A 20,699-nucleotide genomic window follows, 5' to 3' on the forward strand; every position below is an offset into this window, starting at 1 on the left:
AGGAGTTCGACGTCGACGCCGCCGCCGCGCGCGGTATGGCCTTCGAGCGTCTGGACCAGCTCGCGATGGACCACCTCCTCGCCGCCCGCGGCTGACGGACGGTTCGGAAAGGGGGACGGGTGTGCCGTCCCACCGTCGTCGTCCGCACGGACGGCGACGGGGTCGCCGCGGACCGATCACCGGCGGCGACCGGGTCACGTCGTCCCGGACGGCGGGGGCATCGTTCGGCTCTCGTCGGGCGGATGCGCCGTTGCCCTGCTCCGGTTCGCCGGACCCGGACGCGACCCCGGCAGAGTTTGCCGTCGGGCTCGTCCACCCGCCCCGGATCCCTCCGTGCCCTCTGTCCGACGGACAGAGGGCACGCCGTACGCCGTCGCGTCCCGAACGGCGGAACGGCTCGGCCGTGCTGAGTCCGGGGCGTCGTACGACCCAGAACGGAACCGACTTGTGAGTGTGACCCGATCTCAGCGAGGCCGGCCATGACTTCCCTCCGCCGGCCGCAGGACGCTGCCGACATTCACCACCTCGACCAGGGCCGGCGTACTCAGATCGCCGACATCGTCCGTCGGCAGAGTCAGGGGGCGAGCACCGGCTCGGCGAGGCGGGCCGCCGCGGAGGAGCGCAGGGAAAGAATCGTGTCCGCCGTCCGGGGACGCGGCAACGTGCCGGTGAGCGATCTGGCCGACGTCCTGGGGATCAGCCAGCCCACGCTGCTCAGGGACCTCTCCGTCCTCGAGCGTACGAATGTGCTGCGCCGCACGAGCGACGGAGCGGTTGTCGCGGGTCCCTGTCCTGCCCCTTCCTCATCGATCGGCCGCAAGCGCCGCGGTGGCCCTCACGCGGACTTCGTGCGCCTGTGCACGGACCTCGTCGGCGAGGAGCAGACGATCTTCCTCGACTCCGGGCGCGCAAGTCATGCGCTCGCCGAGGCTCTCGGAGGGTCACGGGTGAGCGTGTTGACCAACGCGCTGGGAGTGGCGGAGGTGCTGGCGGAACGGCAGGCCGCGCACCATGTGCTCCTCGGCGGGGAGCTGTGCCCGACCGGCCGGGCACTGGTCGGCCCGGTGGCCGCAGCCACTCTGGAACGCTTCACCGTCGACATCGCGTTCATCACCGTCAGTGGCGTCACGAGCCACGGCATCAGCGTCCCGGCAACGGCGGACGGCCACGTCAAGCAGATCGCCATGGGCCGGGCCCGGCGGGTGGTCGTGGCGGCAGAGGCGCCCGCGATCGGCCGCGACGCCTTCTTCGGCATCGCGGGACTCCAGGACGTCGACGACATCGTCTGCGACCTGCCGCAGCCCGATCTGGTGCGCTGGTGCAGAGCGCACGACGTCCGCCTGCACTGCACCGAGCGGGGTCCCGAGGTGTCGTGACACCGGACTGCCGTGCTCCGGCCGTGGCAAACCGTCAGGCCGGTGCGCTCCAGCCGGGCGACACCTGCCGAGTGCCGATATGCCGCATCACGAAGCGGCGAACTCCTGCGCGCCGGAGCCGGCGATGGTCCGGTCGACCGCAGCGGGGTCGAGGGTGTGCTCGGCCACCATGACCGCAGCCCCGATGATGCCCGCGCGGTCGCCCAGTTGACGTCCTCGGATGGAGAGGTGCTGGGTGGCCAAGGGGAGGGAACGTCTGTATACGGCCTCTCGCACCCCGGCGAGCAGGTGCTCTCCGGCCTCCGACAGGTCGCCGCCGATGACGATCACCTCCGGGTTGAAGAAGTTGACCAGCGCGGCCAGGACGTCTCCGATGTCCCGGCCCGCCTGACGGATCATTCGGACCGCGGTCGGGTCGCCGGCGCGGACCAGATCGACCACGCCCCGGCCGTCCGCGGCGTCCAGGCCCGCGTCACGCAGGCGGGCGGCCAGGGCGCCGCCGCCGGCGACCGCTTCGAGGCAGCCGGTGTTTCCACAACGGCAGGTTTCGTTCGCCGCCCTGGCCACCTCGATGTGGCCGATGTCGCCGGCTGAGCCACGGGCGCCGCGGTGGAGGCGGTGTTCCGTGATGACGCCGCAGCCGATACCGGTGCCGACCTTCACGAAGAGAAGGTGCTCGATCTCGGGACTGGCGGCCCGGTGCTCTCCGAGCGCCATGATGTTGACGTCGTTGTCGACCAGGATGGGTACCCCGAGGCGGGATGCGAGGCGGCCGGGAACGTCGAAACCGTCCCAGTTCGGCATGATCGGCGGGTTCACGGGCCGGCCCGACGCGTGGTCGACGGGGCCGGGGAGGCCTATGCCGACGCCGCACACATGGGAGAGGGTGTGCCCGGCCTCGGCCAGCAGTTCCGTGAACTCGTCGACGATCCAGCCCAGAACTCGCTCCGGCCCCTCCGCGATCCTCATGTCGCGGCTGCGTTCGGCCAGCACGCGGGCGGCCAGGTCGGTGACGGCGATCCGGGTGTGGGTGGCTCCCAGGTCCGCGGCGAGGACCGTCCGGGCGCCGGAGTTGAAGGAGAAGGCCGCGGCGGGTCTGCCGCCCGAGGAGATCACCTCGCCCGCAGGCCGGATCCACTGCTGATCGGCCAAGGCGTCGAGCCGCTGACTCACGGTCGATCTGGCGAGGCCCGTCAGCTGCACCAACTCCGTGCGGGTACGGGCACGGCCGTCGCGCAGGATCGCCAGAAGGGCGCCGGCGCCTGCCGGTTCGGTGGTCAACGTCCTGTCTCCATCTCTCCGGGTACCGCGGTCGCTTGGCCTTGTTGATTATAACTACGCTGCGCTTACTTATGGTTGACGCTCGTCGTAACTCGTCTCTAGTATCCGCAACATGCTCGATATACGACGACGATCGGCGGAAGTCGAAGCAGAGATCGTCGGAAGCGGCTTCTTAAGTCGGATCCATGCCCCAGCGGCGAGACAATCCGGCTCCTGCCCCGCGGGTGTCGCGGCAGCGAACCCGGCGAGTGCCACGGAAGGTGCCGAGACGCTCACGTCCCGCCGCCGGGAAGGCGGGTGGGCGGGGTGCTGAGCATGAAAGGCATCGGCAAGAGCTTCCCGGGCGCCCGCGTGCTGTCGGACGTGGATCTCGACGTGCGGGCCGGCGAGGTGCACGCCCTCATCGGCGAGAACGGTGCCGGGAAGTCGACGCTGATGAAGATCCTCGCCGGCGTGCACACGCCGGACGAGGGCACGATCACCCTCGACGGCCACACCGTCCTCTTCAAGCACCCGACGGACGCTCAGCGTGCGGGCGTGTCGATCATTTACCAGGAACTCACCCTCCTCCCGGAGCGGACCGTCGCCGAGAACGTCTTCCTCGGCCGCGAGCCCAAGCGCCTCGGTCTCGTCGACAGGGCGGCGATGGAGGCGACCACCGCACAACTCCTCGAGGAGCTCGGTGAGGCCTCGTTCGGCCCGCGCGATCCGGTGCGCCGTCTCTCGGTCGCCCAGCAGCAGGTGGTCGAGATCGTCAAGGCGCTGTCGGTGGACGCCCGCATCGTCGTGATGGACGAGCCGACGGCCGCCCTCGCCGAGAGTGAGGTCGAGCTGCTGTACCGGCTGGTCCGCCGGCTGAGCGAGCGCGGTGTCGCCGTCCTCTACATCTCGCACCGACTGCGGGAGATATTCGAACTCGCCGACCGCGTCACCGTGCTCAAGGACGGGGCCAAGGTCGCCACCCTCCCGATCGGGGAACTCACCACCGCCGAACTCGTCCGGCTGATGGTCGGCCGTGAACTCACCGAGTACTACCCGGCTCGCGCGACGCGTCCTCCGGGCGAGGTCCTGCTGTCGGTGCGTGGCGGCGGCAACGCCGCTCTCGACGGAATCGACCTGGAGCTGCGTGCGGGGGAGATCGTCGGCCTGGCAGGGCTGCAGGGAGCCGGCCGCACCGAACTCGCCAAGGCGCTGTTCGGCGCCGAGCCCTTCACCCGAGGCGAGATGACCCCCCGGCGCCCCGGCTCGGTCCGGGACGCGATCGCCGCCGGAATCGGCCTCGTCACCGAGGACCGCAAGTCCGAGGGCCTGGCCCTGCACCAGACGGTGCGGGACAACGCCCTCCTGGTTGCTCGCGCCCGCGGCGGACGTGCCGGGACCTCGGTCCTGGACCTCCTGAAGCGGGTGCGCCTCGCGCCGCCTCGCACCGAGACCGAGGTCAGGTATCTCTCCGGCGGCAACCAGCAGAAGGTCGTCCTCGCGAAGTGGCTGACGGTGGCTCCGAAGGTCCTCCTGTTCGACGAGCCGACCCGCGGTGTCGACGTCGGAGCGAAAGCCGCCATCCACGAGCTCATACGAGAACTCGCCGAGGACGGCATGGCCGTCCTCATGGTCTCCTCCGAACTCCCCGAACTCATCGGGATGAGTGACCGCATCGTCGTCCTGAGAGAAGGCCGCATCGCCGGCCACCTGCCCGCGAACTCCTCGGAGGAAGCCGTGATGCACCTGGCGGCCGGATCATGACCCAGCAGCTCCACACCCTGCCCGCGAAGGGACTCGCCGTACGCGGCTTCGCCGCTGACAGTCCTGCACGCCCCGTCTTCATGGCCCTGGGCTTCATGATCATTCTGGGCTGGGCCCTGTTCGCCTTCGACGGCGGGCAGTTCTTCAGCGAGGGCAACATCGTCGGCATCCAGCAGCGCTCCGCCGCTCTCGGCATCGTCGCCGTCGGTCAGACCCTCGCGATCCTCGCAGGTTCGCTGGACCTGTCCGTCGCCTTCCTGATGAGTCTGTGCTCGCTCGTGGCCGCCGAGACGATGGCCCAGTACGGCGTGCTGCCCGCGATCGGCGCCGTCCTCGCCGTCAGCGCGCTGACCGGGCTCATCAACGGCTTCGCCATCACCACCCTGAAGGTGCACGCCTTCATCGCCACACTCGGCGTCTCGCTCGTCATCAAGGGCATCCTCGAGTACCGCTACGACGGACCCGCCGGCCGGGTGCCCCAGTCCTTCCAGCACCTCGGCTACGACCGCGTCGGACCCGTGCCGGTCTCGGCCCTGCTCTGGCTGGCGATCGCGGCAGCGGCCTGGTTCATGCTGCGCCGCACCTCCCTCGGCTACCGCATCTACGCCGTCGGCGGCGGCCCCGAGGTGGCCCGTCTCTCGGGCGTGCGGACGGACCGCGTCCTCGTCACGACGCACATCCTCTGCTCCCTCACCGCGGGAGCCGCCGGTCTGCTGCTCGCCGCCCGACTCGGCGCCGGCGCTCCCACCGTCGGCACCGACGGAGGCTACGACCTGGAGTCCATCGCGGCCGTGGTCCTCGGCGGCACGGTCCTGGCGGGCGGCAGGGGCGGCGTCGCGGGCACGGTCGGCGGGGTACTCCTGCTCGCCGTCCTGGACAGCGTCTTCAACCAGATGGAGATCGATTCGTTCGCCAAGGACGTGGTACGGGGCGTCGTCCTCGTCGCCGCCCTGGCGATCTACGCCGGCCGGAGGCGCTGACGATGAGACGCAACCTTCCCATCTTCGGCGTCCTTGCCGTCCTGCTCGTGGCGATCGCGATCGCCAACCCCTTCTTCCTGGAGCCCGACGGATTCCTGGCCTTCGTCAAGCGGGCCGCACCGTTGGCCATCCTCGCCGCCGGCCAGTACTTCGTCATCGTGTCCGGCGAGTTCGACCTCTCCGTGGGCTCGCTCGTCACTGCCGAAGTCGTCATCGCAGCCCGGTTGATCGACGGCGACGCGGGCGCCACCTGGCCGGTCGTCCTCCTCCTGCTCGCCTTCGGAGCGCTCATCGGCCTCGTGAACGGGCTGGTGACCACCGTGCTGAAGGTGCCGTCGTTCATCGTGACCCTCGGCATGCTGCTGATCCTGTCCGGAGCCGTGTTCCTGTGGACCGACGGCTCCCCGCGCGGCGCGCTGTCCGAGGAGTTCCGTCAGGTCGGCCGCGGCAGCGTGGGGCCGGTGCCGTGGTCGGTACTCGTCCTCGTCGTCGCCATGGCAGCGGCCATCGCCCTCATGCGCTCCGACTTCGGGCGCACCCTGCTGGCCGCGGGCGACAACCCGACCGCCGCCCGCCTGTCCGGGGTACGCGTGCTGCGCGTGAAGACGGCGGCCTTCGTCCTGTCCGGATTGTCGGCCGCGGTCTGCGCCGTTCTGCTCGGAGGCTTCGCAGGCGTCTCCGCCCAGGTCGGGGAAGGCCTGGAATTCCAGGCGATCACCGCAGTCGTCCTCGGCGGGGTCGTCCTCGGCGGGGGCCGCGGATCGGCCGTGGCCGCCATCGCCGGCGCGCTCACGCTGCAAGCCCTGTTCACGCTGCTGAATCTGCACGGAATTTCGGGCGCCCTCGAGTACACCGTGCAGGGGCTCATCCTCATCATCGCCGTCGCCCTGGGGTCCATTCAGTTCCCGCGGCGCGTCAAGTCCGCCTCCACCACCGCATAGAGGAAGCACCATGCCGCACGCTCACAGACGCCTTCTCACCGCTGCCGCGGTGACCGCCCTCGTAGCCCTGACCGGCTGTTCCAGCGACCTGCCCGCAGACACGGCCGGTCCCGGCGCCTCGTCCGACGGCCAGGAGAAAGCCGGCGACCAGTCCTCCTTCTTCGTCCAGGCCGACTACGAGGCCCAGCTCGCCATGCGGACCAAGCAGCCGACCGGTCCCGCCGACAAGCCGTGGGAGCAGGCCATCGACCCCGAGCCCGTCGACACGGCCGCGTACAAGAAGGCCGGCCCCTACCACCTGTGCTTCTCCAACGCGGCCACCAACAACCCCTGGCGCCAGGTGGGCTGGAAGACCATGCAGGCCGAGGTCGCCCTGCACGAGGAGATCGCCGACTTCACCGTCCTGGACGCCGAGGGCAAGGACGACAAGCAGATCTCCGACATCGCCGAACTGCAGACCAAGGGCTGCGACGCGCTCATCGTCTCGCCCAACACCACCGCCACCCTCACCCCGGCCGTGAAGGGCGCCTGCCCGAAGGTGCCGGTCATCCTGTTCGACCGCGGTGTCGGAACGGACTGCCCGGTCACCTTCATCAAGCCGATCGGCGGCTATGCCTTCGGCGCGGACGGCGCCGAGTTCCTCGCCGAGAAGGTCAAGCCCGGCGGGAAGATCCTCGCGCTGCGCATCTCGCCCGGCGTGGACGTCCTGGAGACGCGGTGGTCGGCCGCGAAGAAGGCGTTCGACAAGAGCGAACTGGACGTCGTCGGCGTGGAGTTCACAGACGGTGACGCCGCCAAGACCAAGAGCATCGTCACCAACTACCTGCAGCGCGGCGAGATCGACGGCCTCTGGCTGGACTCCGGGGCCACCGCCGTGGCCGCCGTCGAGGCGTTCGAGGACGCCGGCCTGCCCGTCCCGCCCCTCAACGGCGAGGACCAGCAGGACTTCCTGCAGAAGTGGAAGGACGCGAAGCTCACGGCGATCGCTCCGACCTACCCGACGTACCAGTGGCGCACCCCGGTCATCGCCGCGCTGAAGATCCTCAAGGGGGAGAGCGTCCCGAAGGTCTGGAACCTTCCGCAGCCCGCCATCACCCAGGACGAACTGGACACCTACCTCCGGCCCGGCATGCCTCCCCTGCACTACGCGCTCTGCGGCTGCGAGAAGATGAAGGGCTACCCGCAGAAGTGGGGCGGCGAGTAGATGCCCGCGATCGGCGTCAACACATGGGTCTGGGAGTCGCCGTCGACCGATGCTTCCCTTGCCCGGCTGGTCCCACGGGTCGCCGGATGGGGCTTCGACACGATCGAGCTCCCGGTCGAGCGGCCGGGTGACTGGTCGCCCGGCCGCACGGCCGAGCTGCTGCACCACCACGGACTCGGCGCATCGGTCGTCCTGGTCATGCCCCCCGGCCGCGAACTCGTGGCCGCATCCCCCGAGGCGATCCGGGACACCCAGGACTATCTGCGGCACTGCGTCGACGTGGCTGTCACCGTCGGCTCACCGACGATCAGCGGTCCCGCCTACGCTTCCGTGGGCCGCACGTGGCCACTCGACGCGGAGGAGCGACGCTCCGTGCTCGCCGAACTGCGGGAGAGCCTTCGGCCGGTGCTCGACTACGCGGGGGAACGCGGCGTGCGCCTCGGCGTCGAACCCCTCAACCGGTACGAGACCAGCCTGATCAACACCGTTGAGCAGGCCCTGGACGCCCTCCCCGAGGAGTGCGGCCTCGCACTCGACACCTACCACCTCAACATCGAGGAAAGGAAACCCGCCCAGGCGATCCGGGACGCGGGATCCCGCATCGCGCTCCTCCAGGTGTGCGGCACGGACCGAGGCGCCCCCGGCGCCGACCACTTCGACTGGGCCGGCTTCGCCGCGGCGGTCGAGGACGTGGACTACAGCGGTCCGTGGGTCATCGAGTCCTTCACCCCGGACAACACCACCATTGCGACCGCGGCCTCCATCTGGCGTCCGCTGGCCGTCGACCAGGACGCCCTCGCGACCGACGGGCTCGCGTTCCTGCGCACTCTCTGACTCCGGTTTCATCCCTTCTTGCCCTCCACAAGGAGAATTCCCATGCCACCTCCCTGGGTGAAGCGCGCCCTCGCCGCGCTCACCGCGCCACTGCTCGCCCTCACCGCGCTGCAGGCCACACCGGCCCTCGCGCACGAGGGGCACCCGCACGACGAGGACCGCAAGGTCCTGCTCTTCACCAAGACGGCGGCCGGCGCCTACCGGCACGGCTCCATCGACGCGGCCGTCCAGGCGTTCACCCAGATGGGCGCCGAGCACGGCATCCAGATGGACCGGAGCGACGACGCGAGCGTCTTCAACACCACCACCCTGAACACGTACGACGCCGTGGTCATGCTCCAGACCTCGGGCATGGTGTGGGACACGGACGCCCAGCGCGCCGCCGCCCAGGAGTACGTGCGCGGCGGGCACGGAATCGTGGCGGTCCACAACGCCACGGACATGAACATCGAGTCCGAGTTCCCCTGGTGGGACCAGGTCGTCATGGCCGGCGCCCATATGACGGCCCACTCCGCCACCGTGCAGGGCACGGCCAAGGTCGCGGACCGGTCGCACCCGTCGACCAAGGACCTGCCGGACCGCTGGGTGCGGACCGAGGAGTGGTACAACTTCGACAAGAACGCCCGCGGTGACGTGCACGTCCTGGTCACGGCGGACGAGACCACCTACGACGCCGGGTCCGCCCGGATGGGCGCCGACCATCCCATCTCCTGGTGCCGCAACGCCGAGGGCGGCAGGGTGTGGGCCACCGCCATGGGCCACGAGGCGGCCTCCTACAGCGAGCCGCTGTTCGTGAAACACCTGCTCGGCGGCCTCCAGTGGGCCGCGGGCGCCGCCGAGGGCGACTGCGGCGGCACGGTCGCCGACCGTTTCCAGAAGGTCACCCTGGACGGCGCCCCCGACCAGCCCATGCAGCTCGACGTGGCTCCCGACGGCAAGGTCTTCTACATCTCGCGCTCCGGCGCGGTGAACGTCATCCACACCCACGACGACGTGCCCGAGACGCATGTCGCCGGGCGCCTCGACGTCTACCAGGGCGGCGAGGACGGCGGCGTGGGTCTGGCTCTGGACCCCGATTTCGCGACGAATCGATGGATCTACGTCAATCACTCACCCGCCGGCAGAGCCGAGATCAACCGAGTGTCCCGGTTCACCGTCAAGAGCGACGACACGCTGGACATGGCCAGTGAGAAGACGGTGATCGAGGTCCCGGCGTACCGGGACTCCGACGAGCCCGGCCACACCGGCGGCGGCCTCGACTTCGGCCCGGGCGGCAATCTCTACATCGGTGCCGGCGACGACACCAATCCGTTCCACTCGGACGGCTACACCCCCATAGACGAACGACCGGGGCGGGAGAAGTTCGACGCCCAGCGCTCGTCCGCCAACACCAACGACCTCCGCGGCAAGATCCTGCGCATCCAGCCCAAGGCCGACGGCGGCTACTCGATCCCCGAGGGCAACCTGTTCGAGCCGGGCACGGCCAAGACCCGGCCCGAGATCTACGCGATGGGCTTCAGGAACACCTTCCGCTTCGCCGTCGACCCGGAGACCGGCTGGATCTCCGCCGCCGACTACGGGCCCGACGCGAACCAGGCGAACCCCGACCGGGGCCCCGAGGGCACCGTCGAGTGGAATCTGGTCAAGGAGCCGGGATTCTACGGCTGGCCCTACTGCGTGGGTGACAACACCCCCTTCAACGACTACGACTTCGCCGCGAGGACGTCGGGACCGAAGTTCGACTGCGGGGCACCGGTCAACGACTCGCCGAACAACACCGGCCTGACCACCCTGCCCGCCGCCAAGCCCGCGACGGTCTGGTACGACTACCACGCCTCGGCGAAGTTCCCCGAGATCGACGTCGCCGGCGGCGCGGCTCCGATGGGCGGCCCGTTCTACCACTACGACGCGGCCGGCACGTCCGAGCGCAAGTTCCCCGAGTACTACGACAAGACGCCCTTCTTCTACGAGTGGAGCCGCAACTTCGTGAAGGAGTTCCGCCTCGACGACTCGGGCGGACTTCTGAAGATCAACCCCTTCGTCGCCCAACTCGCCCCCCGGGCGCCGATCGACATGAAGTTCGGCCCGGACGGCGCGATGTACCTCGCCGAGTGGGGCAACGGCTACGGGCACGCCAACACCGACGACGGCATCTACCGGATCGACTACGTCGCAGGCAACCGCGCCCCGCTGGCCAAGGCGAGCGCAACTCCCGATTCCGGACAGGCTCCCCTGGAGGTCACCTTCTCCTCCAGCGGCTCCGCCGACCCGGACAAGGACGGGCTCACCTACGCGTGGGACTTCGGTGACGGAGCCACGGCCACCGGTCCGAGCCCCACGCACACCTACACCGCCAACGGCACCTACACCGCCCGGTTGACGGTCTCCGACAGCGGTGGCAAGACGGGCACCGCCAACGTGCCCATCACGGTGGGCAACACCCGCCCCAAGGTCACCTTCACCACGCCCGGCAACGGCAGCGTCATCGAGTTCGGCGACACCCTCACCTACAGGATCGACGTGGACGATCCCGAGGACGGGGCCGTCGACTGCTCCAAGGTCGTGGTGACGGCAGCCCTGGGCCACGACAGCCACAGCCACGACACCGGCCAGTACACGGGGTGCAGCGGGACCATCACCACCAGCGCCTCCGGTCACGACGCCACCGCCAACACCTTCCTCGTCCTGTCGGCCGACTACACCGACGACGACGGTCTGAAGGGCACCACCAGCGTCACCCTCCAGCCCCGCCACAAGCAGGCCGAGTACTTCACCGGCCACTCCGGGGTACGCGTCGTCGAGCAGAGCGGCGCGGAGAACGGCAAGCGCATCGGATACATCACGAACGGCGGCTGGATCTCCTTCAAGCCGCTGAACCTGTCCGGAGTCGAGTCGGTGAGCTTCCGGGTCTCGGCCCCCACCGACAGCGGCGGCTCGATCGAGCTCCGGTCCGGTTCGCCGACCGGCGCGCTGATCGCCACCAGCCCCGTCCCGGCAACCGGCGGCTGGGACGACTACGTCGACCTCGACCCCGTCGCGGTCACCGACACCCCGGACACCGAGACCGTGTACGCGGTGTTCAAGGCGCCGGCACAGCACCCCTTCGACCTGGACGCGATCACCTTCAACGCCTCCGGGGCCGGGACGTCCGGTCCGCAGAGCGGTCGCACGTACACGGTGACGAGCGCGCACAGCGGCAAGGCGATGGACGTGCAGTACGTGTCGAACGACAACGGAGCAGCGGTCATCCAGTACACGCCGAACGGCGGCGCCAACCAACGGTGGCGACTGACCGACGCGGGTGACGGCGCCTACACGCTGACGGCGCAGCACAGCGCCAAGTGCCTGGACCTGCCGTCCGGAGGCGGCTCCCGCCTCCAGCAGTGGGACTGTGCCAGCGGCGCAGCGAACCAGAAGTGGCGCATCGAAGCGGCGGGATCCGGTGACTATCGGGTGGTCTCGGTAGCCAGTGGGAGATGCCTGGACATCCCTGAAGCTTCCACCGCGAACGAAGTCCGGCTGACCGAGGCGCCCTGCAGCGCCTCGGCGATCAGCCAGCGATGGAAGTTCGACGAGGCCGGCTGATCCCTTCCCGTACCCGGTGCCTGCCCGCGTTCGCGCGCGGGCGGGCACCGGGTCTGTCGACGCCGAGGGTACGGCGTCCCATCGCGCTCACTACACCGAGGAGTTCGCCATGGACCGACGTGATTTCAACCGACGTGTACTGCTGGGCGGCGCGGTTGCCGCCACATCGTTGTCCGTCGCATCGGAGGCCGCCGTCGGCGCCGCCGGGCCGGTCAGGACGGCGCCCGGCGGGGGCGGGGTTCGGCGCATCAAGCTGTACGCCGAGGCACTCGCCGACGGGCGGATGGGCTACGGCCTGGAGAAGGGCGGGGCGACGGTCCCCGGCCCGCTGATCGAGCTGAACGAGGGCGACACCCTGCACATCGAGCTCGAGAACACCATGGAGGTGCCGGCGAGTCTGCACGTGCACGGCCTGGACTACGAGATCTCCAGCGACGGCACCCGGGCGAGCGGGAGCGACGTGCCGCCGGGCGCCACGCGAACGTACACCTGGCGCACCCACGCCCCCGGCCGCCGCAAGGACGGCACCTGGCGTGCGGGCAGCGCCGGTTACTGGCACTACCACGACCACGTGGTGGGCTCCGAGCACGGGACGGAGGGCATCCGCAAGGGGCTGTACGGGCCGGTGATCGTGCGCCGCAAGGGCGACGTGCTGCCCGACGCCACCCACACGATCGTCTTCAACGACCTGACGATCAACAACAGGCCGGCGCACGCGGGCCCGCACTTCGAGGCCACGGTGGGAGACCGCGTCGAGTTCGTGATGATCACGCACGGTGGGCCGTACCACACGTTCCACCTGCACGGTCATCGCTGGGCGGACAACCGGACGGGCCTGCTCGCCGGACCGCATGACCCCAGCCGGATGATCGACAACAAGATCGTCGGCCCTGCGGACTCGTTCGGCTTCCAGGTGATCGCGGGGGAGGGGGTGGGTGCCGGCGCGTGGATGTACCACTGCCACGTGCAGAGCCACGCGGACATGGGCATGGTCGGTCTGTTCCTGGTGAAGCAGCCCGACGGCACGATCCCGGGCTACGACCCGCACGCGCCGCACCCGTCGCACGAGCCGCCGCACGAGCACTGACGGGCGGTAAGGGCCCGCCCGGATGCGGTCAGTCGTTCCAGAAGCTCTGACGTGCGACGGACCCGTTCACTGCCCGGCGGTACTGGCCCGGTGATGTGCCGGTGTGCTTCTTGAACACCACGCTCATGTACTCGGAGTGGCTGAAGCCGAGGCGCTGCGCGATCTGCTGCAGCGTCCAGTCCGTCGAGGACAGCAGCTCGGCGACGTGCCCCACGCGGACGCGCACGATCTCACCGTGGACCGTCCGGCCCAGACTCCGAAGGAACCGCTGGTCGAGCGCGCGCCTCGAGAGCCCGACGTGCCGGAGTACGGCGGTGACGGCCAGAGCCTGGTCCGACCGGTCACGGATGAACCGCAGGGCCTCGGCGACGAGGGGGTCCTGCACGGCGAGGATGTCCGACGACTGCCGGGTGACGACACGGGTGGGTGCGATCAGTCGGAGGCCCGGCTCGAGGTCGTCGCCTCGCATCAGGCGGTCCAGGAGCTCCGCGGCCAGGTATCCCGTCCTTGTCGTGTCCGGCTCGATGCTGGACAGCGCCGGGGTCGTGAGGTTGCCGACGAGTTCGTCGTTGTCGACGCCGATGACGGCGACCGAGTCGGGCACCGCCAGACCGGCGAGCTTGCAGGCCTCCAGCACCTCCTGGCCGGCGATGTCGTAGCAGGCGAAGACGCCGACCGGCTTCGGGAGATCGGTGAGCCATCGCGCGAGGCGTTCACGGTCGGCGGCGCGCATCCCCGACGGTTTCATCCGGAACACCCGAGGGGTGGAGCCGCGCTCGCGCACATGCTCTTCGAAGCGGGCGCCGCGCTTGAGGGACCAGCCGAATCGTTCGTCGCCGCAGTAGGCGAAGTGCCGCAGTCCCCGCTCCTCGAAGTGCTGGACCGCCCACCGTGCGATCGTGCCGTCGTCGGTCTCCACACCGGGCAGTTCGGGCAGGAGCCGTGCCGCGCTGAGATCGACCGTGGGCAGGCCGAGCCGCCGGATGAACGAGGCGGTCTCCTCGCTCTCGATGCGGGCCAGTACGCCATGGCCGTGCCAGTCCTCGAGCCATGAGAAGTCGGTCTCGTGCCGGCTGTGCTCGGCGAGATACATCGACCAGCCCGGATGGGCTTCGACGTATTTCCTGACGCCGCCCAGCACGCCGCGTGCGTATGCGTTGGAGGTTTCGACCAGCAGGGCGACATGACGTGTCTTCGGTGGGCGCATGCAAAAAGTCTAAGGAGGACTGCGGGATAACGCATGGCTCGGTCTCGGCCAATGTCCCTAATCTGGCAGGGCCATGGGAGGTCGATGATGACGCAGAAAGTACGGATGGCGATTGCCGGGCTCGGATTCGGAGCCGAGTTCATTCCCATCTATCAGGCACATCCGGACGCCGAGTTGGTGGCCGTCTGCCAGCGGACCGAGACGGCCGTGAACGAAGTCGCCAATCACTTCAGAATTCCGGGCCGGTACACCAGCTATGACGAGATGCTGCAGGACCCCGGAATCGACGCCGTTCACATCAACACGCCGATCCCGAACCACGCGGAGCACACGGTGTCGGCCCTGCGCGCCGGCAAACACGTCGCGTGCACGGTGCCGATGGCCACGACGCTCGACGAGTGCCGGGAGATCGTGGCCGCGGTCCGGGAATCGGGCCGGAAGTACATGATGATGGAGACGGTCGTCTACTCCCGCGAGTTCCTGCACGTCCGGGACCTCGTGGAGAACGGCACCATAGGTCGTGTCCAGTTCCTGCGCGGTGCCCACTACCAGGAGATGGCGGGCTGGCCCGGGTACTGGGAGGGCCTGCCGCCCATGCATTACGCGACGCACGCGGTGAGCCCCGTGCTGAGTCTCGCCGGTGCGCAGGCCGAGAGCGTCGTGTGCATCGGTTCGGGCCGGATCGCACCGGCCCTCGCGGAAAAGTACGGTTCGCCGTTCGCCGTCGAAAGCGCCCTTCTCACACTCCGCCACTCGGACGTCGGCGCCGAGATCGCGCGCTCGCTCTTCGAGACGGCACATGAATACGTCGAGAGCTTCACGGTGTTCGGGGACCGGGCGAGTTTCGAATGGGAACAGACCCAGGGCTCGGGACATGTGCTGCACACCGGCGAGGTCCCGAAAGTCATCGACGTTCCGGACTTCGCGCACCGGTTGCCGCCCGAGATCGCACCGTTCACGACGCGCGGGGTCTACGACGACGAGAACGAACACCTCTCGTTCGCCCAGGGCGGCGGCCACGGCGGATCGCATCCGCATCTGGCCCACGAGTTCGTCCGCAGCATCGTCGAGGACCGACCCCCGGCGATCGACGAGATCACCGCGGCCAACTGGACGTCGGTCGGCATCTGCGCGCACACGTCGGCCATGAACGGGGGAGCACGGGTGGCGATTCCCGACTACGAGGAGCTGCTCGAGCTTGGACGGTCCGGGAACTGACCGGCGGTGCCGTCCGAGGGAGCGACCCCGGCCCGCCCGGGGACGAAGACGAACGCGATGGGAGGACCGATGAAGGCAGGGAGGACGTTCGGGGTCAACACCTGGGTGTGGGCCTCGCCCCTGACCGACCGGCGGCTGGCCGAACTGGCGCCGCGTATCCGGGAGTGGGGCTTCGACGTGGTCGAGCTCCCGGTGGAGAACACCGGCGACTGGGATCCCGGCCGGGCGGCGAAACTGCTCGACTCCCTCGGCCTGTCGGCCACCGTCGTCGTGGCGATGGGACCGGGGCGCGAACTGGTGGGGGCGGACGGCCACACCGTCGCCGCCACGCGCGACCTCCTGCGTCGCGTGATCGACACGGCTGCCGCCGTCTCCTCGCCGGTCGTCGCAGGTCCCGTCTACGCCTCGGTGGGGCGCACCTGGCGGATGAACGACGCGGAGCGGCGCGCCTGCTACGAGCAGCTGCGGGACGGTCTCGCTCCGGTGGTCGAACACGCGCGCGGAGCCGGCGTCACCGTGGCGGTCGAACCCCTCAACCGGTACGAGACCAGCGTCGTCAACACCGTCGACCAGACGCTCGAGGCGCTCACCGGCCTGCCGACCGAAGGCTGCGGGATCGCGCTGGACGTCTACCACATGAACATCGAGGAGCAGGACATCCCCGCGGCCGTGCGCAGGGCGGGCGACCGGATCGCCCATGTCCAGGTCAGCGCCAACGACCGGGGCGCTCCCGGTGCGGACCACCTCGACTGGCCCGGCATCCTCACCGCTCTCGACGCGGCCGGCTACCAGGGGCCCCTGGTGATCGAGTCGTTCACCGGGGACAACGAGACGATCGCCACGGCCGCTTCGATCTGGCGTCCCCTGGCGCCGACCCAGGACGCGATCGCGGTCGGCGGGCTGTCCTTCCTCACCGAAATGTCCATCGGACACAGCTGGGCTACATGAGTTCCTCAGTCTGCACTCGCAACGAAGCGATGGAGAGGACCTATGCGACAACGTCGTAGATACACCCTGTTCACGGTGGTGGTGGCATTCCTGGTCTCGCTACTCCCAGGAATGGCCGCCAGTGCAGCAGAAGACGTCGCGGAAGACTACGACGTGCTGTTCTTCCACAAGACGACCGGTTTCCGGCACGACTCCATACCGTCCGCCATCGCCGCCGTCGAGAAACTGGGCCAGGACAACGGCTTCGCGGTGACCGAGACGCAGGACGCCTCGGTCTTCACCGACCAGGGGCTGGCACCGTACGAGGCCATCGTCTTCTTCACCGATGGTGAGAAGACACTCGGCGCTGCGCAGCGCCAGGCGTTCGAGCGCTACATCCAGCGCGGCGGAGGCTTCGTCGGGCTGCACTCGGCGTCGAACACGGACAAGACCGACTGGCCCTGGTGGTCCGACCTCATGGGCGGCGGGTTCTTCAAGAGCCACCCCTCCGGCGCCGACCAGTTCCAGGAGGCGACCGTACGGATCGAAGACCCCGCACATCCGTCGACCGCGGACCTGCCGGCCGAATGGGTCCGCCGGGACGAGTGGTACAACTTCACCGCCAACCCCCGCGGAAAGGTCCACGTCCTGGCCACGCTGGACGAGTCGACGTACAACCCGGGACCGGACGCGATGGGCGAGGACCACCCGATCGCCTGGTGCTCCGCCTTCGACGGCGGCCGGACCTGGTACTCGGCCCTGGGCCACAACCCCGAGCACTACGACGAGCCGCTGCTGCGCCGGCACATCCTCGGCGGCATCCAGTGGGCGGCGGGCGCCGCCGAGGGATCCTGCGGGGAGCCGCGTGAAGGGATCCCCACGGAGGCGTCCTTCGAGAAGGTCGCCCTCGACGACAACACCGCCAACCCGATGGAACTCGCCGTCGCCCCCGACGGGCGGGTCTTCTACGTGGAGCTCGGCGGCGCGGTGAAGCTCTACGACCCCGAGACCAGCGCCGTGCGCACCATCGCACGGATCCCGGTCCACCGCGGCAACGAGAACGGGCTGCTGGGCATCGCCCTCGACCCCGACTTCGAGACGAACCACTGGGTCTATCTCTTCTACAGCGCACCGTCGCCCGAAGTGCAGCACGTCTCCAGATTCACCGTCGAGGGCGACACCCTGGACATGGATTCCGAGAAGGTCCTTCTGGAGATCCCGCACCAGCGGGAGGTGTGCTGTCATTCCGCCGGATCGATGAGGTTCGGCCCCGACGGCAACCTCTTCATCTCCACCGGAGACGACACCGCGCACTTCGCCTCGGACGGCTACGCTCCCATAGACGGGCGCGTCCACGACGAGCAGAACAGCGAGGACGCCAAGCACTCGTACGACGCCCGGCGCACCTCCGGAAACACCAACGACCTGCGCGGCAAGATCCTGCGGATCACGCCCAAGGACGACGGCACCTATGCGATCCCCGAGGGCAACCTGTTCCCGCCGGGAACCGAGAAGACGCGGCCCGAGATCTACACGATGGGACACCGCAACCCGTTCCGGATCGCCGTCGACGACGAGACCGGCTGGGTCTACGCCGGCGAGGTCGGTCCCGACGCCGGGGTCGACAACCCCGACCGCGGCCCCCGCGGCTACGACGAGTGGAACCAGATCCGCGAGGCGGGCAACTACGGCTGGCCGTACTGCATCGCCGACAACCAGCCCTACCGCGAATGGGACTTCGCCACCAAGACCCCTGGTGAGTCCTTCGACTGCGAGAACGGCCCCGCCAACAAGTCTCCGTTCAACACCGGCCTGGAGACCGTGCCGCCGACCAAGGACGCGTTCGTCTGGTACCCCTACGGGCCGTCGCCGCAGTTCCCCGAGCTGCCTTCCTCGGGCGGACGCTCCGCGTACGCGGGAGACGTGTACCACTACGACCCCGACCTGCTGGGTGACGGGCAGTTCCCGGAGTACTACGACGACGCGGTGTTCGTCATGGAGTGGTCGCGCAAGTGGATCGGCGCGCTCAGGCTGGACGAGAACGGCAACTACAAGAGCTTTGAACGGTTCATGCCGAGCACCCTCTTCCGCAGCCCGCACGACATGGAGTTCGGACCGGACGGGGCGATGTACCTGATCGAGTGGGGCATGGACTTCAACTACGGGGGAGGGGGAGTCAACCCGGACTCCGGCCTCTACCGGATCAACTACACCAAGGGCGCGCGGACCCCGGTCGCGAAGGCAGCCGTCGACAAGGACTCCGGGCCCCTTCCGCTGGAAGTCTCGTTCTCCAGCGAGGGCAGCCGCGACCCGGACGGCGACGAGCTGACGTATGCGTGGGACCTGGGCGACGGCACGACGTCGAACGAACCCAACCCGAGCCACACCTACGCCGAGCCCGGCCAGTACACCGCGAGGCTCACGGTCACCGACCCGTCGGGGCGGGCCGGCACCTCCAACGTCACGATCACCGCGGGGAACTCCCGCCCCAAGGTGACCATCGAACTGCCGCACCACGGTCAGGTGTTCAACTGGGGCGACGAGATCCCCTACCGGGTCTCCGTGACGGACGCCGAGGACGGCACCGGTGACGCGATCGACTGCGCGCGGGTCACGGTGCAGCAAGGGCTCTACCACGACGAGGGCGGCAACGCGCACGTGCATCCGGGCCAGTCGCAGAACGGCTGCGAGGGCGTCCTCGTCACCCAGACCGACGCGGAGCACGGAGAGGCCGCGGACCTCGCGCTGACGGTGACGGCCGGCTACACCGACCTCGGTGGCGAGTCCGGCGCGCCGGCGCTGACCGGCGGCGTGACCCACTTCCTGCAGCAGAAGCGGAAGGAGACCGAGCACTTCAGCGACTCGTCGAACGTCGGCGTCGGCGAGGCGAAGGACCAGGAGACCGGCGGCGGTGAGGCGATCACCGGCCGGAACGGCGCCTGGGCGTCGTACGACCCCTACAACCTCGACGGCATCGGCTCGATGACGCTGCGCGCCGCGGCCGCCGACGACACCACGGTGGAAGTGCGGCGCGGCGCGCCCGACGGCGAACTGCTGGGCACCGCACAGATCGAGAGCGGCGTCGAGGTCCCGCGGACCATGGGCCCGGAGGGCTTCGGCGGCGCCGTCCAGCTCAACGGATCAGGCCCGCTCGAGAGCGTCGAGCTGCCCGAGGGGATCGTCGACGGAGTCGAGGACTTCACCGTCTCGGCGTGGGTGAACTGGTCGGGCGGCCAGACGTGGGCCCGGATCTTCGACTTCGGCTCCGGCACCGACAACTACATGTTCCTGACGCCGAGCGCGGGCGGCACCGACAAGCTGCGGTTCGCGATCACGACGGGCTCCGGCGAGCAGCGGATCGACGGCTCGCAGCAACTGCCCACCGACGGCTGGCAGCACGTCGCGGTCACCCTGTCGGGCACGAAGGGCACGCTGTACCTGAACGGAGAGCCGATCGGGACCAACGACAACATGACGCTGCAACCCTCGGACCTCGGCCGGACGAACCAGAACTGGATCGGCGACTCCCAGTGGACGCCCGACCCGCTGCTCAACGGCTCCGTCGACGACTTCAACATCTTCGGCCGGGCCCTGACGCCGGACGAGGTGCGGTCGCTGACGGCCGGCCCCGGCGGCTCGGCCGGCGGCGGCGACATCGCTTGGTACCGGTTCGACGAGGACGGCGGCGCCACCGCGGTCGACTCCTCCGGGAAGGGCAACGCCGCGAGCATCCTGCTCGCCGAGGGCACCGTCCCCTGGCAGAGCGTGACGTTCGACCTGAAGCGGACCGAGGGGACCTTCCCGCTGCACCTGGTCTTCCCGGACAGCCAGGTGCGGGTGAACTGGATGGAGTTCGTCGCCGCGGACGCCGAGAAGTGTCCCGACGCCGATCGGCGGGAGACTGTCTTCGCCGGCGATGTCGACAGCGGAGTGCCGAACGCCGAGGTCGGCGACGGATGCACGATCAACGACCTCATCCTGGACGAGCAGACATGGAGCGATCACCGTGGCTTCGTCCGGCATGTGCGAGAGGTGACGGCCAAGCTCGTCGACGACGGCGTGATCACCAGGAGGGAGGCTCGTGACATCAACCGCGCTGCCAAACGAAGCGACGTCGGCCGTGCGTGACGCGGGCTGCTGACGCCGTACCGGACAGACTCGGGTGGCCCGGGGCGCATGCGCCCCGGGCCACCCGGGTTCGGTAGTGGGGGGGGGTTCCCCCCCCGCCCCCTGCCGCCCCTCTCCCCTCTCCTCTAAAGGCCTGTCTCCACCGAGGGGACATAGGGTTCAATAACACTTCCTTCGCACGGACGGGG

At 69.4% G+C, this 20,699-nt stretch carries 13 protein-coding genes; 11 read left to right on the plus strand and 2 right to left on the minus strand.

The annotated features are described in order from the left end of the window. Positions 1 to 479 precede the first annotated feature (479 nt). Positions 480 to 1,376, plus strand: a complete 897-nt coding sequence (locus ACZ6KF_RS32730; protein ID WP_356637118.1) for a DeoR/GlpR family DNA-binding transcription regulator — start codon at positions 480 to 482, stop codon at positions 1,374 to 1,376. A gap of 87 nt (positions 1,377 to 1,463) precedes the next feature. Here the strand turns inward: ACZ6KF_RS32730 and ACZ6KF_RS32735 are convergent, their stop codons facing one another. Next, the gene (locus tag ACZ6KF_RS32735; protein WP_469241808.1) at positions 1,464 to 2,657 is read right to left on the minus strand and encodes an ROK family protein; all 1,194 of its coding nucleotides are present in this window, start codon (positions 2,655 to 2,657) and stop codon (positions 1,464 to 1,466) included. A gap of 306 nt (positions 2,658 to 2,963) precedes the next feature. Here ACZ6KF_RS32735 and ACZ6KF_RS32740 point away from each other — a divergent pair, with 306 nt between their 5' ends. The 7 genes from ACZ6KF_RS32740 (at position 2,964) to ACZ6KF_RS32770 (ending at position 13,031) form a co-directional block, all read left to right on the plus strand. Beyond that, positions 2,964 to 4,400, plus strand: coding sequence for a sugar ABC transporter ATP-binding protein (locus ACZ6KF_RS32740; protein WP_356637114.1), 1,437 nt, complete (start codon positions 2,964 to 2,966; stop codon positions 4,398 to 4,400). After that, positions 4,397 to 5,380: an ABC transporter permease gene (locus ACZ6KF_RS32745; RefSeq protein WP_469241810.1), complete on the plus strand. Its 984-nt coding sequence runs from the start codon at positions 4,397 to 4,399 to the stop codon at positions 5,378 to 5,380. The genes ACZ6KF_RS32740 and ACZ6KF_RS32745 overlap by 4 nt, the downstream gene beginning before the upstream one ends. 2 nt (positions 5,381 to 5,382) lie before the next feature. Beyond that, entirely contained in the window at positions 5,383 to 6,321 is a 939-nt protein-coding gene (locus ACZ6KF_RS32750) for an ABC transporter permease (protein ID WP_469241812.1), read from the plus strand. Positions 6,322 to 6,331: 10 nt separating this feature from the next. Next, positions 6,332 to 7,525 (plus strand): substrate-binding domain-containing protein, encoded by a 1,194-nt coding sequence (locus tag ACZ6KF_RS32755; RefSeq protein ID WP_469160887.1) that lies wholly within the window; start codon positions 6,332 to 6,334, stop codon positions 7,523 to 7,525. Further along, positions 7,526 to 8,359, plus strand: a complete 834-nt coding sequence (locus tag ACZ6KF_RS32760; RefSeq protein WP_469160886.1) for a sugar phosphate isomerase/epimerase family protein — start codon at positions 7,526 to 7,528, stop codon at positions 8,357 to 8,359. 42 nt (positions 8,360 to 8,401) lie between these two features. Then, entirely contained in the window at positions 8,402 to 11,944 is a 3,543-nt protein-coding gene (locus tag ACZ6KF_RS32765) for a ThuA domain-containing protein (protein ID WP_469241814.1), read from the plus strand. Positions 11,945 to 12,053: 109 nt separating this feature from the next. Continuing rightward, positions 12,054 to 13,031: a multicopper oxidase domain-containing protein gene (locus ACZ6KF_RS32770; protein WP_469241816.1), complete on the plus strand. Its 978-nt coding sequence runs from the start codon at positions 12,054 to 12,056 to the stop codon at positions 13,029 to 13,031. A gap of 28 nt (positions 13,032 to 13,059) precedes the next feature. Here ACZ6KF_RS32770 and ACZ6KF_RS32775 read toward each other — a convergent pair whose 3' ends face one another. Further along, positions 13,060 to 14,238: an AraC family transcriptional regulator gene (locus ACZ6KF_RS32775; RefSeq protein WP_469241818.1), complete on the minus strand. Its 1,179-nt coding sequence runs from the start codon at positions 14,236 to 14,238 to the stop codon at positions 13,060 to 13,062. Positions 14,239 to 14,322: 84 nt separating this feature from the next. Between ACZ6KF_RS32775 and ACZ6KF_RS32780 the strand changes: the two genes are divergently transcribed. The 3 genes from ACZ6KF_RS32780 to ACZ6KF_RS32790 all read left to right on the plus strand — a co-directional run bounded on the left by ACZ6KF_RS32780 (position 14,323) and on the right by ACZ6KF_RS32790 (position 20,511). Next, the gene (locus ACZ6KF_RS32780; RefSeq protein ID WP_469241821.1) at positions 14,323 to 15,456 is read left to right on the plus strand and encodes a Gfo/Idh/MocA family protein; all 1,134 of its coding nucleotides are present in this window, start codon (positions 14,323 to 14,325) and stop codon (positions 15,454 to 15,456) included. A gap of 69 nt (positions 15,457 to 15,525) precedes the next feature. Beyond that, positions 15,526 to 16,404, plus strand: a complete 879-nt coding sequence (locus ACZ6KF_RS32785; RefSeq protein ID WP_469241823.1) for a sugar phosphate isomerase/epimerase family protein — start codon at positions 15,526 to 15,528, stop codon at positions 16,402 to 16,404. A 111-nt stretch (positions 16,405 to 16,515) separates the two neighbouring features. Then, entirely contained in the window at positions 16,516 to 20,511 is a 3,996-nt protein-coding gene (locus ACZ6KF_RS32790) for a ThuA domain-containing protein (RefSeq protein ID WP_469241825.1), read from the plus strand. The last annotated feature ends 188 nt before the right edge of the window (positions 20,512 to 20,699 follow it).

The sequence above is a fragment of the Streptomyces sp. NPDC046379 genome (assembly GCF_055587785.1).

Excerpts from the sequence above, each read along its gene's own strand:
- ACZ6KF_RS32730 (WP_356637118.1), top strand. The coding sequence starts at position 480 with ATGACTTCCCTCCGCCGGCCGCAGGACGCTGCCGACATTCACCACCTC.
- ACZ6KF_RS32745 (WP_469241810.1), top strand. The coding sequence starts at position 4,397 with ATGACCCAGCAGCTCCACACCCTGCCCGCGAAGGGACTCGCCGTACGC.
- ACZ6KF_RS32750 (WP_469241812.1), top strand. The coding sequence starts at position 5,383 with ATGAGACGCAACCTTCCCATCTTCGGCGTCCTTGCCGTCCTGCTCGTG.
- ACZ6KF_RS32755 (WP_469160887.1), top strand. The coding sequence starts at position 6,332 with ATGCCGCACGCTCACAGACGCCTTCTCACCGCTGCCGCGGTGACCGCC.
- ACZ6KF_RS32760 (WP_469160886.1), top strand. The coding sequence starts at position 7,526 with ATGCCCGCGATCGGCGTCAACACATGGGTCTGGGAGTCGCCGTCGACC.
- ACZ6KF_RS32765 (WP_469241814.1), top strand. The coding sequence starts at position 8,402 with ATGCCACCTCCCTGGGTGAAGCGCGCCCTCGCCGCGCTCACCGCGCCA.
- ACZ6KF_RS32770 (WP_469241816.1), top strand. The coding sequence starts at position 12,054 with ATGGACCGACGTGATTTCAACCGACGTGTACTGCTGGGCGGCGCGGTT.
- ACZ6KF_RS32775 (WP_469241818.1), bottom strand. The coding sequence starts at position 14,238 with ATGCGCCCACCGAAGACACGTCATGTCGCCCTGCTGGTCGAAACCTCC.
- ACZ6KF_RS32780 (WP_469241821.1), top strand. The coding sequence starts at position 14,323 with ATGATGACGCAGAAAGTACGGATGGCGATTGCCGGGCTCGGATTCGGA.
- ACZ6KF_RS32785 (WP_469241823.1), top strand. The coding sequence starts at position 15,526 with ATGAAGGCAGGGAGGACGTTCGGGGTCAACACCTGGGTGTGGGCCTCG.
- ACZ6KF_RS32790 (WP_469241825.1), top strand. The coding sequence starts at position 16,516 with ATGGCCGCCAGTGCAGCAGAAGACGTCGCGGAAGACTACGACGTGCTG.